We start from the raw sequence: 15,658 nt of genomic DNA, 5'->3' as shown, positions 1-15,658 counted from the left end.
TGTTAATATTTGTCACATTAACTCAACAAACTGCGACGGATCCAGCCGAATGTGGCCTCCGCTTCTTCCTCCGCAGTAACGTCACACGGCGCAATCAGCGTCGCCGCCTCCACATCAACTTCCGTCTGGGCCGTCGCTGAGGGCACCCACCTCAGCCGGAGCGGATGATCCGGGACAATATCGATACTGACGCGGATATTTTCAGGAATGGTAGCAACGGCCTCATGTAGTACTGACGTGTAGAACGTCGCGCTGGCGGATACTGCGGTTGTTTCTCCAGGTAAATCGGTAGCCGAGCGTTCATACACTGCTGTTGCGGTTTCAGTTGTACTCTCCTCGGCTGAACGGGGAACACTCTCAATCCGGAACGCGGATTCGGAGACATCATACGCAATCGAGACCATTTCGGTAACTGTTGTGAAATACTCACACACAGCAGCAAGTGTGTTCGATTGGTGGTGAACAGTAGCACTTTCCGGCCACGCCGTTTGTGTTGGCAGCGCTTGTTCGGGGTCTGGTTCGACAGGCTGTGTTTGGGTGATCGACTGCGAAACAATGCTGAGCGCCCCCTCATCACCGGGATATGACAGTGTCACCTCAGCCGACCCCGGAGAGCTTGCTGTCGCACCGCTCATTGCGGCGTCCATTACTGTGGGGTCGAACGCCAACTGGCAGGGAGTACCTGTATACTGGTGACAGGACGCAGCAGGAAGCGTGGTTGTGACTGCCCGAACCCGTTTTGTATCGATCGCATGGACTGTGAGCTCATCATTGCGCACCTCAAGGACAGCCGTCTCAGCAGCTGCCGTCAGTGGCGAAATTAGGTTGGATAGTTGCTGCTGGGAAAGCGTCAGTTCAAAAGAATCCTGTGAGGACTCCGTCGACAACCACGAGCGCATACGCAGTACCTGTCAGCGTATTTAATAAATCGATCGGTGCTGGGCGTTCGATCGTTTGTCGACATCCTCCCAGCGCTAAAGCACGGGGCTTTCTCCTCGCACTTCGGTAAGATAGATGCCGAGGCCCGAGAATAGCAGAGAGCACTCTCCCCGGTGGTTCCGCTGTTAGTGTAGAATGAGCACGCGTTGTACATCCTATCTCGGGGGAGCAACGAGCAGCCGTATGGCATCCATCGTGCTCGATACGCGTGATATCATGTGAGCTATTACCCCACCGCTTCCGCTGTTCACACACAGTACGGAGAAAGGGTTACTCATCCCACCCACCCCGTCGGTTCCGCTGTTATACGACACCAGACAGGGTGGTTTACTCACCCCACCCACCCCGTCGGTTCCGCTGTTATACGACACCAGACAGGGTGGTTTACTCACTCCATCTACCCCGTCGGTTCCGCTGTTAGTACAGAACACCGGGTCTAGCACCTTGTTACCCAGAATGCGCTAACAGAGCACGGCTCCAACACGGAAAATAGACGGCGGAGTCAAGAGCGAACGGTGTAGACACCAAACAGCGGAAACAACGGAAGTGATTGTTTTATATATAAGTAGCGAATGCCAAATGTATGGATGACTTCTCGTTTACTCCAAACGACTCTATCTTTGAGAACCGAGAAGCGCTCCTTGAAGAGTGGACGCCAAATAGCCTTGTCGGGCGCGACAAAGAGCTGACTCGGTACCACGCAGCCCTCCAGCCGGTCATCAACAACGAGACTCCCTCAAACGTCTTTCTCTAAGGAAAGAGCGGTGTGGGCAAGACTGCGGCTACGCGCTATCTGCTCCGTACGCTTGAGCGGGACGCAACTGACGTATCGGAACTCAAGCTCACAACAATTGAGATCAACTGTGACGGGCTCAACACGTCATACCAAGCCGCTGTCAAGTTGGTCAATGAGCTTCGTGAACCAGGACGCCAGATATCTAACACAGGCTATCCACAGGCGAGTGTCTACGAGTTCCTCTTTGACGAGCTTGATTCACGTGAGGGAACAGTACTCATTGTTCTCGACGAAGTCGACCACATTGGTGACGACTCACTGTTGTATAAGCTATCGCGTGCGCGTTCAAATGGAGACGTGAGTGAGGCGAAGCTTGGTGTCATCGGTATCTCAAACGACCTAGACTTCCGGACACAGTTGTCCTCTAAGGTTCAGTCGTCGCTCTGTGAAAAGGAGGTCTCTTTCAGCGCGTACGATGCCGACGAACTCCGACTTGTCCTCGAACAGCGCGAGCGCGTCGCATTTCAGGATGGTGTGCTCGAAGATGGCGTGATTGCGATGTGTGCGGCCTACGGCGCAAAAGACTCTGGTGACGCACGGAAAGCCTTGGATCTCCTCTTGGAGGCCGGTGACGTCGCCCGCGAGAGCGGGTCCGACATCGTAACAGAATCACACGTTCAACAGGCTCGTGAGCGCGTTCAGACTGATCAGGTTGTCGAAGGGATCCAGAACTACTCTCAGCACGGCCAACTCGTCTTATATGCGCTCACACGCCTCCACGAACGCGGCGAGACGCCGGTCCGAACGCGCGAAGTTGTCGAGACGTACCGGACAATGGCCCATTCGGAAGGGGTGAGTCCGGTCTCAGAGCGATCGGTCCGTGACTACTTGGGCGAATTAGCACAACTGGGGATCACCGAGGTGACGGAGTACAATCGTGGAAAAGGCGGTGGCAAGTACAACGAACATGAACTAGCGCAGTCCGTGTCGGCGGTTCGAAGCGGATTGTCAACGTTGTTAGAATCGGCGTGAACTATCGACCGCGAGGGGGAGTTGAGTATAGGTCGCTCTGTGCTAACAGCGGAAGCAGTGGGGTGGGAGTATCTGGGTCGCCTGTAGACGCCCCGCGAGAAGAACCAGAAGCCGCAGTTTTCAGACACTAACAGAGTCGAAGCTGCTGGTAAGCTCCTCCAAATCAAGTGTATATAAGAGGTTAGTTTAAGATTCTCGGGCGTGTCATGACAGTAAGGAATGTATATTACGTGGACTCAAAGTGACTGCTTTTTGCCTGCCGTGTCATCTGACGGTAGAGAAAGTAGCCAGAGAATACTGTGGAAGCCATTTGGAGAGAACGCATGGATCTGAATTTTAAACAGCACCTTCCAAGCTTGGTGCTGCTGTTCGGATTAGCTGTTGTTGCCGTGTTTCTACGAAGCAATTCAGCATTGTTTGTTCCCGTAGCCGAAGATCTCGACTTTGCCTTCCAATTGATGATTGCTGGGACAGTCATTGCTGTCCTTCGGAATGAAATTGGAATGAGTACGTTTGGTGTATTCGGGCCAGTCATTCTGGCTTTTTCTTGGATCGTTGTTGGACCATTTTGGGGATTTCTCGTTATCGCGTATATATTTATTCTCACGACCCTTGCTCGTATTGCGATTAGTGATTTGAATCTTGGAACGCCTCACCGTGTGGCGTCACTGCTTGTCGTCGCAGCGATTGGCTTGTTCGTTATCGAGGCTGCTGGGCAACTCCAAGACATCCCGTCGCTTCAAGCGATCATTCTCTTCCCGGTCGTGTTGACAACGTGGTACGCCGAGCGGTTTGTTGGGAGTCTCACCGAAACTGGGTGGGTACCCGCGACACGGCGTCTTGCTGCGACCCTTGTTGGAATCACTGCTGCGTTCATGATCATTACCTTCGAACCGCTCATCAGGCTCATCATTCACTCACCAGAGCTTTGGGTCGCACTCGTTGCTGTCAATATTGCCCTCGGAACCCTCACAGACACCCGGCTTGGCGAATACCTCCGATTCAGAGAGCTCCGGCGCTCGCTTGGGAACGGAAACACCAGTGACATCCTGACGATGCGGGTCCGAAATCGAGAGTTCATTCACAAGTACAATCCGTCATCGATCATGAGTCAGTTCAACAAAGGAGATATGAAGAAGACGCTCCACGGGCTGTCAATCCCTACAACGGCAACCTATCTCATCGCGCAAGATGAATCCGATTTTGCTGAGCTACGGACGCTGATGGAAACCAAAGAAAAATTCGCTATCAAGCCACTTGATGGGTATGGCGGCCGCGACATCCTGATTGTTCGGGGGCGAGACGACGCGACAGATACATTTCTCACGAACCGTGGACAGTTGACCGCTGATGAGGTTGTGGCTCATGCGCGGAATATCTGTGTTGGTGGCGTTGGTGACTACGGTGCTCGGCGAGAGGCGCTTGTAGAGGGCTTTATTACACCCGATGGGATGCTTGCGGACCGAACAACGGGTGGAGTGCCCGACCTTCGCGTCATCACGCTTCAAGGGTTCCCTGTGATGTCGATGGTTCGGCTTCCCACGGAAGAGTCAAACGGGACCGCCAACATCCATACCGGTGCGATTGCTGTCGCGATCGACATTGTAACCGGTGAAGCCTCCGGTGGCTATCAGCAGACTCGCGGGACATTCATCGAGTCGCATCCCGATACCGGGGCTGATCTTGAATTCGCCATTCCAGACTGGGACGCTGTCCTCACAATGGCCTCTCGCGCAGCGATTTCCAGCGGGCTTGGATTCGCTGGCGTTGATATTGTGTTTGATGAAAGTAATGGCCCGATGGTTCTTGAGGTGAATCGACGCCCTGGCTTGGGCATCCAAAACGCGAATATGGACGGCCTGCTCCGCCGCCTTCGCTACGCCGAAGCACACGGCGAGCCCGGCCAATTCCAATCTGCGGCCGGCCGCGTCCAGCGCGCTCAGCGGTGGGCGATCCAAGATTGGGATACAGTTAGCCATTCCTCGGCAGATAGCGACATCCGTCAGGAGGTGAAGGCCTAATGTCATCGACAGATGGTGACGACAAACCGTGGCCGTACACACGATTGACGGCTGCGTTAATGTTCAGTATATTGTTATTAGTCCCAATCGTCCTCGCGGGATTGCCGGGTCTCAACAGAAATGCGGTCACAGGATTGCTCACCCGTGAAGAGGTGATTTTGCTATTCTTTATTTCGACACCAATCGTGTTCATCGCCTTTACAGCCTACCGTGTTGCACAGTTCTATGGGATTATGGGAGATAATGAATCACCCTGAACTGTCTCAAAATCAAGCCTTGAGGCTCGGCCTGCTCCGCCTGTAGGGACAACAAACGCCCAGCGATTCATGTTGGGTAGTCACGAGAGCAGCAGCAGTCAGCTTTGACGCACAGTCATCCGAGAAGGCTTGCGCCGTCGAAGGCGGCATCAGCGTCGACGTCGAGGAGATCCAGAATAGTTGGCGTCACATCGAAGAGGTTGGCCTCACGTAAATTGAGGCCCGGTTCCGTGGTGTACAACAGTGAGTTTTCGAACTTGTGTATCCCGTTGCGCGGGCCCTTGGTGAGCACTGGCTCTTTGCTCGAGAATCCAGACTTCAGATCGAAGCCGTTCGCAGGGATGACGACAAGGTCAGGCGCAATATCGTCGTGTGGGCCGTCAAAGGCGTCTTCACCTTTCACGATTCGCTTACACACCTGCTGGCCGTCCGGACCAGTAAGCGACTCGAGATCGGCGATGAGCTCCTCGCGTGTCGCTTCGTACTCGGACTGGGGCACAACACCATTGCGTTCGCGACCCTCCATGTTGAGATAAAAGCGCCCGGGAATAAGTGAGTATGCGCGCGCCTCGTTGTCGATGTCTGTGAGGGAGTCGTGATCCGCAGTTTCGTAGGAGAGCCACCCCTCCTCAGCGAGGAACTGGTTACAGTTCACTTCCCATTCTAGGTGGGTGAACCCATGATCGGAGGCGACGATCAGCGTCGTGTTGTCGTCGAGGGAGTTACGGACCTCGCCGATGTACTGATAAAGCGTCCGGTAGAACTCGAGGAACTCATCGGCGTACTCACCGTCCGTTGCGTAGTCGCCAAACAGGAAGTGGTTCACCCGATCCGTACTCATGAAGACGCCGAAGAAGAGGTCCCAATCGTCTTGCTCAAGATAGTGCGAGAACGTCTCATACCGGGCGTCCAGTGTTGCGTGAGCGTTCTCGATGAATTCTGTTTTGTCGTCGTCGTGACCGGGTTTTGCGTTGACATCGATGCGGTAGTCGAAGCCGTCGAGCGTCTCGCGAAGCGACTCGTCGCTCGCCGCGGACTTCAGGTCCGGCGAGAGGAAGCCGGAGGCCATCCGCTGGATCCAGCTCGACGGCGGGAACGTGACAGGGACGTTGAGTACGGTCGCATCCCGGCCGGCGTCAGTAACACGATCCCATAGCCGCGTCGCCTTCACGTGGCGGCCGAGCGGGACGTACGTCTCATAGGTGTCGACATCCATCAGGTCGAGAAGCGTCGGCGTCACATCGAAGAGGTTCGCATCGTTCAGATCAAGGTCGGGTTTTGTGGTGTACAGCAGCGAGTTCTCGAACTTATAGTCAACCCACCGGGTTCTACATGATATAGTTTCAAAGATCATATAAGTAAGGCTCTTTACGCGATACGAGAGGAAAAATAGCTCAGTTATCATCTCAGATGTGTAGTCAGTTACATTTTCACGATGGCGTATCACCCACACAGGTGTGGTCTGTGGTTCTCAGCCACGATCCGACGGTTCGATTCCGTCATTGGGCATCGGTTGAACAACCATGGTGAACCGACGCCAACTCCTCATGTTGCTCGGCGGCGCCGCTGGCGCTAGTGCCGTCGGGACTGGTGCATTCAGTAGTGTCACAGCAAATCGAGATGTTAGTGTTCAAGTTGCGGGGGATGCGGATGCATTCCTCAGATTGGCACCGTCTAGCGGGCCGAACGGTGAATACGCAACAGTAACAGATACCGGTCAGCTTGGACTTGATTTCAGTGACACAGATTCTGGTGGTCAAGGGTTAGGCCCCGACTCCGTGTACGTGTTTGATGACGTCTTTGAGATCACAAATCAAGGAACACAGACGATCTACACCTGGGGGACTCTCGATTTCAGTGACACACCCTTTGATTCAGATTCCATCTACTTTTATCGAGGAGGCAATCAGGATGAGCGGCTTCGTAACAGCGAGGGCGACGTGCCCACGTTAGCTGTCGGCGAAAGCCAATCAATTGGCGTCTATATCGATACAGAATCCGTTACGGCCGAGCAGACGCTTCCGGTGACCATTCACGCTGATGTCGAGAAGCCGGACGATGCGAACGCGATTGAAGGAGATCTCGATACGCAGACGGTCAGTTCCCCGGACGGATCTATCGATATGTCTGTCGAGGTCTCTTCGGGAGTCCCCAGCTATACTGTCAGCTATGAAGGAACGACGTACCTGGAGTCGTCGCCAATTGGGTTCAACTTCAATGATCAAGAGGCGTTCGGGACAGACATTAGCGGCAGTGGACCAGATATTGCTGTTATTGGCGGTGAGCGTGGGACTGCAACAGAATCGTGGACACCAGAGTGGGGCGATTTCGCCTCTGTCGAGGAGGAGTACAATTATCTCACGCTCAATCTACAAGAGATAACAGACGAGGAGACAACAGAAGACGGCCGCACAGCGAGCCTTGAGATGCGTGTCTTCAACAGCGGGCTTGGGTTCCGCGTGCTGTTGGGTGACGAATTTGGGGACTTCATTATTAACTCAGAGAACACGGAGTTTAATTTCGCCGGTGATTATGACGCGTGGTGGATCGAAAACGAGTGGGTAAATCCGAGGTTCGAACAGGAGTACGAGACGAGCTCGTTGAGTGACATTCCGTCAGGAGCCGGATCTACGCGGCCGCTTGGGAACTCAGTGCAACGCGGTGCACACACGCCGCTGACGATCGATACTGGCGGTGATGGGCCGTATCTGAGCGTTCACGAATCGAATCTCACCGATTACGCGTCCCTGTCGCTGGCGTCTCAATCTAGCGCAGGGAGTCCACGATTTGCGGCGGAGCTCGCGCCGCTTCCAGACGGGTCATCAGTGAAGGCTTCGGCTCCCCACGTGACCCCATGGCGAACGCTCCAGATCGGGGACACGCCGGGAGACCTTGTAGAGTCTCAACTCATCCCCTTGCTAGCAGACCCCCTCGACAAGGCAGCGTTCCCGAGTGGTGGTGACACGTCGTGGCTTGAAGACGGTCGGAAGTACGTCGGTATCTGGTGGACGATGATCGCTGGAAGCGCCAACTGGGAGTATAAGAGCGATGGTGAGATATCCGGCAATGGTAACAATCCTGCTTCGTACATCCACGGCGCGCGGACGGAGCGGATGAAACGGTATATGCGATTCGCGAGCGAGCACGGCATCGACAGTGTTCTCGCGGAAGGATGGAATGAGGGGTGGAGTACCTATGGTGCCGGTGCCGATGGAGCAGCGCTCGAGCTTGGTGTTGATGACTCGTATCCGGACTTTGATGTGAACGAGGTCACTCAGTTCGGAGCCGATCTCTCGAACGCTGTCGAGATGACCATGCACAATGAGACGTCGGGGAATCTCGGCAACTACGAAGACGAGATCGAAAATAAAAACATATTCGCAGAGTACGAGGCGGCTGGGATTCGGTCGATCAAGAACGGCTATGTCAACGACCCGGGCTTGTACGATGAAGAAGCCGATGAGGAGGCGACGTATACCCACCACTCTCAGCGTGCGGTGAACCACCACCGGAGTGTTATCCAAGCCGCCGCTGCGAACCGCCAGATGTTGGAGATCCACGAGGGGATCAAACCAACTGGTGAAATCCGGACGTACCCCAACGTCGCTGCGCGGGAAGTCGTGAAAGCACAGGAGTATGACGGGTTCGGCGCGCTCGGTGCGGACGTCGGACGAGATCATCACGTTACCCTTCCGTTCACCCGGATGCTCGCCGGCCCCACGAGTTACCAGCCCGGTATCTTTGACATTACATTCAACGATGACGAAGGTGGGCAGATCCAGACAACTCGAGCGAAGCAGTTAGCGATGTATCCGGCGTATCTAGCCGGTCTCCAGATGGCTGCCGATCGCATCGAAGCGTATATCGATAACACGTTCGAGATCGGCGAGTTTGTTCAGGCACAGGCCGGAGCCCTAAACGGTATGATCACCGCTGATCAGTGGCGCAATGCCTACGGTGCTCATTATGTCCCCATAGATCCCAACCGCGAACCACGAGGCGCGACAGTAGCGTTCAGGATAAAGAATGTCGCTGAGGCTGGAACCTACGATCTCCACCTTCGATACGCGAGTGATGAAGAGGATAACCGGGACGTAGTTACCAGGAACGGGAATCCGGAACTCACACTGGAGGTCAGCGGATCCGAACAACAACTCACACCGGCATTCACTGAGTACTGGGATGACTGGGCTATTCACACGGTTTCGGTCGATCTCGAAGCCGGTGACAACACGGTAGCGATAAAACTCGGCGCAGACGATGTTGGGGGTCTCAATCTCAACACCATCGGTGTCACCGAGCAGGGTAGTGCTCCCCCGTTCCCTGCGGCGTACACGGACTTCGAGAGCAAGGACACTGAAAAAGAAAATTACGATACCGAACCAGAGTTTGAATTCATTAAACAGGTCCCCACGAACTGGGACGAGACGACTGTCGTAGACGCCGCCATCGGGGAGTATATTATCGTCGCTAGACGCAGTGGTGAGGAATGGTTCCTCGGTGCGATGACTGACGAGAACGCGCGAGAGTTGACAGTCTCGCTCGAAGAATTCCTCACCAGCCGGGAGAATGGGTGGATGGTGACGGAGTATGCCGACGCCGCCGGGACCGGCGTGGAGCGTAATCCGACAGAAATCGACATTAGCAATTATCGCGTCTCAGCAGGTGACACAGTCGCTATCTCGATGGGAGCCAGCGGCGGGACTGCGATGCGTATCCGACCCGCTGATCCCCCGAGTGGCATCGAGACTGAGTTCGACGATCCGGTGGGTGATGATTACGGCCCCGGTTCATACACGTACCCGACTGACAGCGCGTTCAACGATGGCGCCTTCGACCTGCGGCAGTTCACGCTGACCGAGTCGGATAGTAGTTATGAGTTCACCTTTGAGGTTGAAAGCTTACAGAATGGCTTCGACGTAGAGTACTTCTCGCCGCAGATCTTCACCCTATGGCTCCGCGACCCGTCACTCGCTAACGGAAGCAAAACTTCACGCGACGACTTGGGAGTAAACGTAGAGTTCGCCGACGAGTGGCATTACCGAGTCGCTGCTAGCGGCCTCGGGAGGGCATCTGACTTCTTCAAGCGGGATGTCATAAACGCCGAGGGGTCAAACCTCGGCACCCCGGAAATTGCGGTCGATCGCACTGCCAACACGGTTACACTAATCGTGGACAAAGACAGTCTGGATATTGATCTCACAAACACAGAAGTTATTCCAGTAGTTGGCTCTGAGAACTTCGGCTCATTCCGCGACGTACAAGTGGGGAATCCTGGGGCGTTCACTTTCGGTGGAGCCCGTGAGGGGGCCTCCGGCAACGCTCCACGGGTGATCGACTTGATCACTCCCGTGGGTGTGAGTCAAGCTGAAGCGCTTTCCTACGATGAAAACGCGAAAGCAATACTTCCGTTTGTCAGCTTCTGACTTCTCTCACAACTAATATGATGAATGAAGAAATCGTATTTATAACAACTGTTGTACGAAATCAAGGAGAATACCTGCGGCTTTAGCCGCAGGATGAATCCGACACTACGCTAAACTAACCACGTTCGGTGGAATTACAGAGTTTCCAATCCGTAGTTTCAAGTCTTGTCACTTCGTAGCAGAGGGTAAGGTCAGGTCAGAACGGAGCGATTCCGAGCGGCCTTTGGAGGCGGTCTATCCGCCACTAATGAGACAGTATCCGAAACGCCAACACGGTGAACACGAACGCTGAAACGTTCGGCTTGTGCCTGTTGGTTGAGCAAGCACTAAGGTAACTCTGAGTCCGTCGAAGCGACGTTTAGCCCCCTGCTGGCAAAAACAACAGATGGGAGTCGAATGACGCCGAGGATAGGAGTAACGGCGGTTTGGCACCGCCAGTCAGCCGCTGTTCACGACGGCTGGGTTAAACGGGTTCCCGTTAAGTGGCAGAGATATGGTTGCGAACCTGAAACTCCCACCGCTCGGGATTCCTGCGTCTTCAGGCGCAGGAGAATGTCAAGACCGCAACAAAGATCGAGGCGGACGAATTGATAGAGAGCGACCGAGAGATCCTCGATGAACTCAAAAGGGGGCGGTGTACGCCTGCCGTTCTCGTGGATTAGACGGGTCTGTCGAAACAGACAATCCACAACCGTCTGAACGTTCTTGTCGCTGCCGGACACGTCGAAAAGATTCATGAGAGTGGTCTCTACGAACTGGTTGGCAATGCGCGAAACGACTGAGCGACAGTTCTTTGAGTACCACCCACGTACCACACAGTATGAGCACGGACACGGAAGACAACGGCGATGGGGACATGGTCAAACTCAACGTGAAGGTGCCGAAGCGACTTCTCGAAGAAATCGACGAACTGGCCGAGGAGTTGGAGTACACCAACCGTTCGGAGTTCATCCGTGAGGTGCTGCGCGACACCACGGAGCCGATTCTGACGCCCGGCGCACAGGAAAGCGTTTCAGAGGGCTACGCGGACGTCGCAGCGGGTCGGACGATGTCCGCGGACGAGGCCCGTGAACGCCTCGATATCGACGACTGAGGGCTGAACGGTGGCCCACGAAGTCGTTCTGACGGAGACGTTGGTCGAAACGTTGGAGCAACTTGAGACCGAGGACGCCGAGCGGATCATCAACAAGTTGGAGGACATCGGCGACTTCCCCGACCACTTTCTTGACCGGCTGAAGAACCACCCCGGCTACAAGCTTCGTGTTGGTGACTTCCGCGTCCTGATCGACTGGGACAAGGACAACGAGGTGATGTACGCCATCGACGCCTTCGAACGGAAGAAGGAGTACCGTGAACTCGGGAAGTATCGAGAGGTGTGGGGCTCGTGGAGAGACGATGCGTAGGTGGTGACAAACTGTGGCGAAGGAGAAAGATGATGACACCGACCGAGATCCCGAGTCGAAGGGTGAAATCCACGAGCGGTGGAGCAGAAGGGGGAGATTTCACGTCGGTACAGAGAAGCCGAGAGGAAGTTACCCGACAATCGCCGGGATGATCCGTGGGGGTACACGGCTCTCCCGACCCGAAACCCGGCCAACAACATCACGCCGCCGCTATGGGAAACCATCAAATCAGAGGTCGACAACGTTTACTCGTGCCATAGTCACAATTCTAAACACTCGCACTCACAGTTAGCAGCGTGGAGACAACCAAACGAAGAGTGCCAGACAACAGCGACCGCAAGGCAGGTAATAGGGTTACCCCAGTAGGCTCGTCCCGTCGAACGTGACGTCTGTATCGACATCCAGAAGGTCCAGAATAGTTGGCGTCACATCAAACAGGTTCGCGCCATCCAAGTTGAGGCCGGGTTCTGTGGTGTACAGCAGCGAGTTCTCGAACTTGTGCATCCCGTTGCGCGGCCCCTCGGTAAACACCGCTTCTTTCCCGGAGAACCCAGACTTCAAATCGAAGCCATTTGCGGGGATGACGACGAGATCGGGCGCGATGTCGTCGTGCGGGCCATCAAAGGCGTCTTCACCTTTCACGATTCGCTTACACACCTGCTGTCCGCCCGGACCAGTGAGCGACTCGAGATCGGCGATGAGCTCCTCGCGTGTCGCCTCGTACTCCGACTGGGACACAACCCCGTTTGGCTCGCGCCCCTCGAGGTTGAGATAGAAGCGGCCGGGGATCAGCGAGTACGCTCGGGCGTCTTCGCCGATATCGGTAAGGGCATCATGGTCATCGGCTTCATACGAGAGCCACCCTTCCTCGGCGAGGAACTGGTTACAGTTCACTTCCCACTCCAGGTGGGTGAACCCGTGATCGGAAGCGACAATCAGCGTGGTGTTGTCGTCGAGTGAGTCACGGATCTCGCCGATGTATTCGTCGAGGGTTCGGTAGAACTCGAGGAACTCTGCGTTGTACTCGCCGTCCGTCGCGTAGTCACCGAACAGGAAGTGGTTCACCCGGTCAGTACTCATGAAGACACCGAAGAAGAGATCCCAGTCATCCTGCTCGAGGTAGTGGACAAACGCCTCGTACCGAGCGTCGAGGGTAGCGTGGGCGTTCTCGATAAACTCGGTTTTATCGTCGTCATGGCCGAGTTTCGCGTTGACGTCGGTCTGGTAGTCGAACTCCTCGAGTGTGCGGCGAAGTGACTCATCGCTGGTGGCCGACTCCAGATCAGGGGAGAGAAAGCCAGACGCCATCCGCTGGATCCGGGTTGATGGCGGGAACGTGACAGGCACGTTGAGTACGGTCGCATCCCGGCCGGCGTCAGTAACACGATCCCACAACCGTGTCGCCTTCACGTGGCGGCCAAGGGGGACGTACGTCTCATACGAGTCAACCTCGCGGTCTTGAAAGCCGTACACACCGGTGGCGCCAGGATTCACGCCGGTGGTGAGACTCGGCCAACACGCACTAGACTCGGGTGGCACAATGCTCTCTAAGCGGCCGCCTGAGCCAGTGTTTTTGATGTCAGTTAGGTTCTCGAAGACGTCAGGATGATCCTGGACGAGATTCAATGGAACACCATCAATCCCAAGGAACACAACACGCTCATCGTCATCGCCGCGTAACCGATCGAACAGGCCCATACCTGTGGATGTGTATCTGCCGACATATCGGTTGTGTTCTAACGTGTCTACTGGTACGATGCGTGTTAACGCATGTCGAATTCCGGAGACGAAATTCAGAAGCCATATTAGTTCGTTCACAGACAATTTCGATGTATGAGCGATAACTTCCCGGCGAGCGTCGACGTCGACTACACTGACGGCGAAGGCGAAGACCCGGACGACTACCCGTCGATCCAGCACAAACTCGAGAAGGCGGTCGAGGTTACCCGCAAGGGGTTAGAGGAGTACGACAATCCGGCGGTGATGTGGACGGGCGGCAAAGACTCCACGCTGACGCTGTACTTCATTAATCAGGTTGCCGAAAAGTACGACTACGAGAAGCCCACTGCGGTGTTCATTGACCACTTCCAGCACTTCGATTCGATTACCGACTTCGTCGAACACTGGGCCGACGAGTGGGACATTGAGCTGGTGTACGCACGCAACGAGGACGTGGGTGACTACGTTGATGCGCATGGGCTCGAACCGGGCGATGACATCCCCGTCGACGCGCTCTCTGAGCACAACCAGCACCATATCCGAGAGATCCTCGAGTTCGAGGAGGATTCGTTCCCGTTCCTGTTAGATACGTACGTCGGCAACCACCTGCTCAAGACGGTCGCGCTCAACGACGCCCTCGAAGAGTACGATATTGACGGCGTGATTTCGGGTGTGCGGTGGGACGAACAGGAGGCCCGTGCCGACGAGACGTTCTTCTCGCCGCGGCATGATCCGGATCTGTTCCCGCCGCACGACCGTATTCAACCCATCCTCCAGTTTGCTGAGGCGGATGTCTGGGATGCCTTCTGGAACTTTGTCGTTCCTGACACCATCGAGGCGTTCCCGGAGGAGGGGTACGTCCCACAGGCCGACGACGACCTCCCCGAGGGGGTCACCCAAGAGGACGTTCCGATCTCGCCGAAGTACTTCGCCGGGTTCCGCTCGCTCGGGAGTGAAGTGAGTACGGACAAGACGACCGAGGAGCCCGCGTGGCTTCAGGATCTTGAGGGAACGACCGAGCGTGCCGGGCGTGCTCAAGACAAAGAGGACCTGATGGAGCGGCTGCGCGACCTCGGGTATATGTAGGCGAGCGTCCGCCTCTCACTCTTCACTGATAATATTCTGACGCTATTGTACCCAGTAGAGCGGTCTAGCACAGGTTGACGGCCTGGTATCTTCTACTGGTGACTACGAGATTGATGGTGAGAACGTTCTTTGGTCCTGTCCACGAAATACGAACGTGTTCCCCCACGAGCATCTGCTCGTTGCCCTCCTCCCAGTAGTGGCGTACGTCGCGGTTCGCGACCGACGCCTACCAACACGCGCGGTGATGTTTGTGACCGTGGTTGGCAGTCAATTTCCGGACCTTGTGGACAAACCGCTCGCACACCAGTTCGGCGTCCTCCCCAGCGGTCGCGTCTTCATCCATTCGCTGCCGTTCGCGCTCCCGATTGCTGGTGGCGTACTCGCGTACGGGTTGTACACAGAGCGACCACGCGTTGCTGGCGCGTTCGTGGTTGCGTACCTGTCACACCTGCTTGGCGACACGTACCGGCGCCTGTTCGCCGGCCAGATTCCATCGGACCTGCTGTGGCCGTTCGTTGCGGCGCAACAGCGGCCCACTGTGCCGTTCTGGGCGGGTGTCAACGGAATCAACGTGCGCCTCTGGACCGCGTTCTCCACGGTCGTAATAGGGGCAACGCTCATTATTGTGATGCGCGACGTTGCGCGGCAAGTCCAGAAGCCAACGTGAGGTGTGTGACAACGACTGACTGATAGAGCAGAGATTGACATCCTCCTCCGCCTGAAGGCGGAGGAATCCCGAGCGGTGGGAGTTTCAGGTTCGCAACCATGAGTCCAGTTTCTTCTTCGGGAACTCGTTTAACCCATCACGAAACGGTGGCTGACTGGCGGTGCCAAACCGCCGTTACTCCTATCCTCAATGCCGTTGACTCCCAGCTGTTGTTTTTGCCAGCAGGGAGTCGCTGACACGTCAGTGGACTTGGAGTTACCTTTGGGCTTGCTCGACGAACAGGCACAGACGAACGCTTCTGGCATTCGCGTTCACCGTGTTGGTGTTTCGGATATTGTCTCATTAGCGGCGGCGAGGCCGCCTCCGAAGGCC

The 15,658-nt window shown here is 55.6% G+C and carries 10 protein-coding genes and 1 pseudogene; 8 read left to right on the top strand and 3 right to left on the bottom strand.

All coding sequences use genetic code 11. The features are described from left to right. Positions 1–17: 17 nt before the first annotated feature. Entirely contained in the window at positions 18–899 is an 882-nt protein-coding gene (locus tag C464_RS18580; protein ID WP_152420951.1) for a hypothetical protein, read from the bottom strand. A 623-nt stretch (positions 900–1,522) separates the two neighbouring features. Here C464_RS18580 and C464_RS12850 point away from each other — a divergent pair. From C464_RS12850 to C464_RS18575, 3 genes and pseudogenes are all read left to right on the top strand, one after another. After that, a pseudogene (locus C464_RS12850) lies at positions 1,523–2,707 on the top strand (orc1/cdc6 family replication initiation protein). Between the two features lie 323 nt (positions 2,708–3,030). Further along, a complete protein-coding gene (locus C464_RS12845; protein ID WP_049911161.1) occupies positions 3,031–4,728 on the top strand; it encodes a sugar-transfer associated ATP-grasp domain-containing protein in 1,698 nt (565 codons plus the stop codon). Beyond that, positions 4,728–4,985 carry a hypothetical protein gene (locus tag C464_RS18575; protein ID WP_152420950.1) on the top strand — a complete coding sequence of 86 codons (258 nt, stop codon included), beginning with the start codon at positions 4,728–4,730 and terminating at the stop codon, positions 4,983–4,985. The genes C464_RS12845 and C464_RS18575 overlap by 1 nt, the downstream gene beginning before the upstream one ends. A 115-nt stretch (positions 4,986–5,100) precedes the next feature. Here the strand turns inward: C464_RS18575 and C464_RS12840 are convergent, their stop codons facing one another. Continuing rightward, positions 5,101–6,390, bottom strand: a complete 1,290-nt coding sequence (locus C464_RS12840) for an alkaline phosphatase family protein (RefSeq protein ID WP_006114174.1) — start codon at positions 6,388–6,390, stop codon at positions 5,101–5,103. A 118-nt stretch (positions 6,391–6,508) separates the two neighbouring features. On the opposite strand from C464_RS12840, the gene C464_RS12835 reads away from it, so the two are divergent. The 3 genes from C464_RS12835 to C464_RS12825 all read left to right on the top strand — a co-directional run bounded on the left by C464_RS12835 (position 6,509) and on the right by C464_RS12825 (position 11,814). After that, complete coding sequence (locus C464_RS12835; RefSeq protein ID WP_152420949.1) at positions 6,509–10,411, top strand: glycoside hydrolase family 97 catalytic domain-containing protein; 3,903 nt, start codon at positions 6,509–6,511, stop codon at positions 10,409–10,411. An 820-nt stretch (positions 10,412–11,231) separates the two neighbouring features. After that, complete coding sequence (locus C464_RS12830) at positions 11,232–11,504, top strand: ribbon-helix-helix domain-containing protein (protein WP_006114172.1); 273 nt, start codon at positions 11,232–11,234, stop codon at positions 11,502–11,504. Between the two features lie 10 nt (positions 11,505–11,514). Further along, complete coding sequence (locus C464_RS12825) at positions 11,515–11,814, top strand: type II toxin-antitoxin system RelE family toxin (RefSeq protein WP_006114171.1); 300 nt, start codon at positions 11,515–11,517, stop codon at positions 11,812–11,814. A gap of 354 nt (positions 11,815–12,168) precedes the next feature. On the opposite strand, the gene C464_RS12820 is transcribed toward C464_RS12825, so the two are convergent. After that, a complete protein-coding gene (locus C464_RS12820; RefSeq protein ID WP_006114170.1) occupies positions 12,169–13,512 on the bottom strand; it encodes an alkaline phosphatase family protein in 1,344 nt (447 codons plus the stop codon). Positions 13,513–13,647: 135 nt separating this feature from the next. Between C464_RS12820 and C464_RS12815 the strand changes: the two genes are divergently transcribed. Next, positions 13,648–14,619, top strand: a complete 972-nt coding sequence (locus tag C464_RS12815) for a phosphoadenosine phosphosulfate reductase family protein (RefSeq protein ID WP_006114169.1) — start codon at positions 13,648–13,650, stop codon at positions 14,617–14,619. 154 nt (positions 14,620–14,773) lie between these two features. Beyond that, positions 14,774–15,286: a metal-dependent hydrolase gene (locus tag C464_RS12810; RefSeq protein WP_049911160.1), complete on the top strand. Its 513-nt coding sequence runs from the start codon at positions 14,774–14,776 to the stop codon at positions 15,284–15,286. Positions 15,287–15,658: the final 372 nt, after the last annotated feature.

This window comes from Halorubrum coriense DSM 10284 (genome assembly GCF_000337035.1).
Classification (GTDB): Archaea; Halobacteriota; Halobacteria; order Halobacteriales; family Haloferacaceae; genus Halorubrum; species Halorubrum coriense.
Note: the sequence above shows the minus strand (reverse complement) of the source record. Positions and strands in the feature narration are given on the sequence as shown.

Bases quoted from the DNA above. Each gene is read 5' to 3' on its own strand.
- C464_RS12830 (WP_006114172.1), top strand. From the start codon at position 11,232: ATGAGCACGGACACGGAAGACAACGGCGATGGGGACATGGTCAAACTC.
- C464_RS18580 (WP_152420951.1), bottom strand. From the start codon at position 899: ATGCGCTCGTGGTTGTCGACGGAGTCCTCACAGGATTCTTTTGAACTG.
- C464_RS12835 (WP_152420949.1), top strand. From the start codon at position 6,509: ATGGTGAACCGACGCCAACTCCTCATGTTGCTCGGCGGCGCCGCTGGC.
- C464_RS12840 (WP_006114174.1), bottom strand. From the start codon at position 6,390: ATGATAACTGAGCTATTTTTCCTCTCGTATCGCGTAAAGAGCCTTACT.
- C464_RS12820 (WP_006114170.1), bottom strand. From the start codon at position 13,512: ATGGGCCTGTTCGATCGGTTACGCGGCGATGACGATGAGCGTGTTGTG.
- C464_RS18575 (WP_152420950.1), top strand. From the start codon at position 4,728: ATGTCATCGACAGATGGTGACGACAAACCGTGGCCGTACACACGATTG.
- C464_RS12845 (WP_049911161.1), top strand. From the start codon at position 3,031: ATGGATCTGAATTTTAAACAGCACCTTCCAAGCTTGGTGCTGCTGTTC.
- C464_RS12815 (WP_006114169.1), top strand. From the start codon at position 13,648: ATGAGCGATAACTTCCCGGCGAGCGTCGACGTCGACTACACTGACGGC.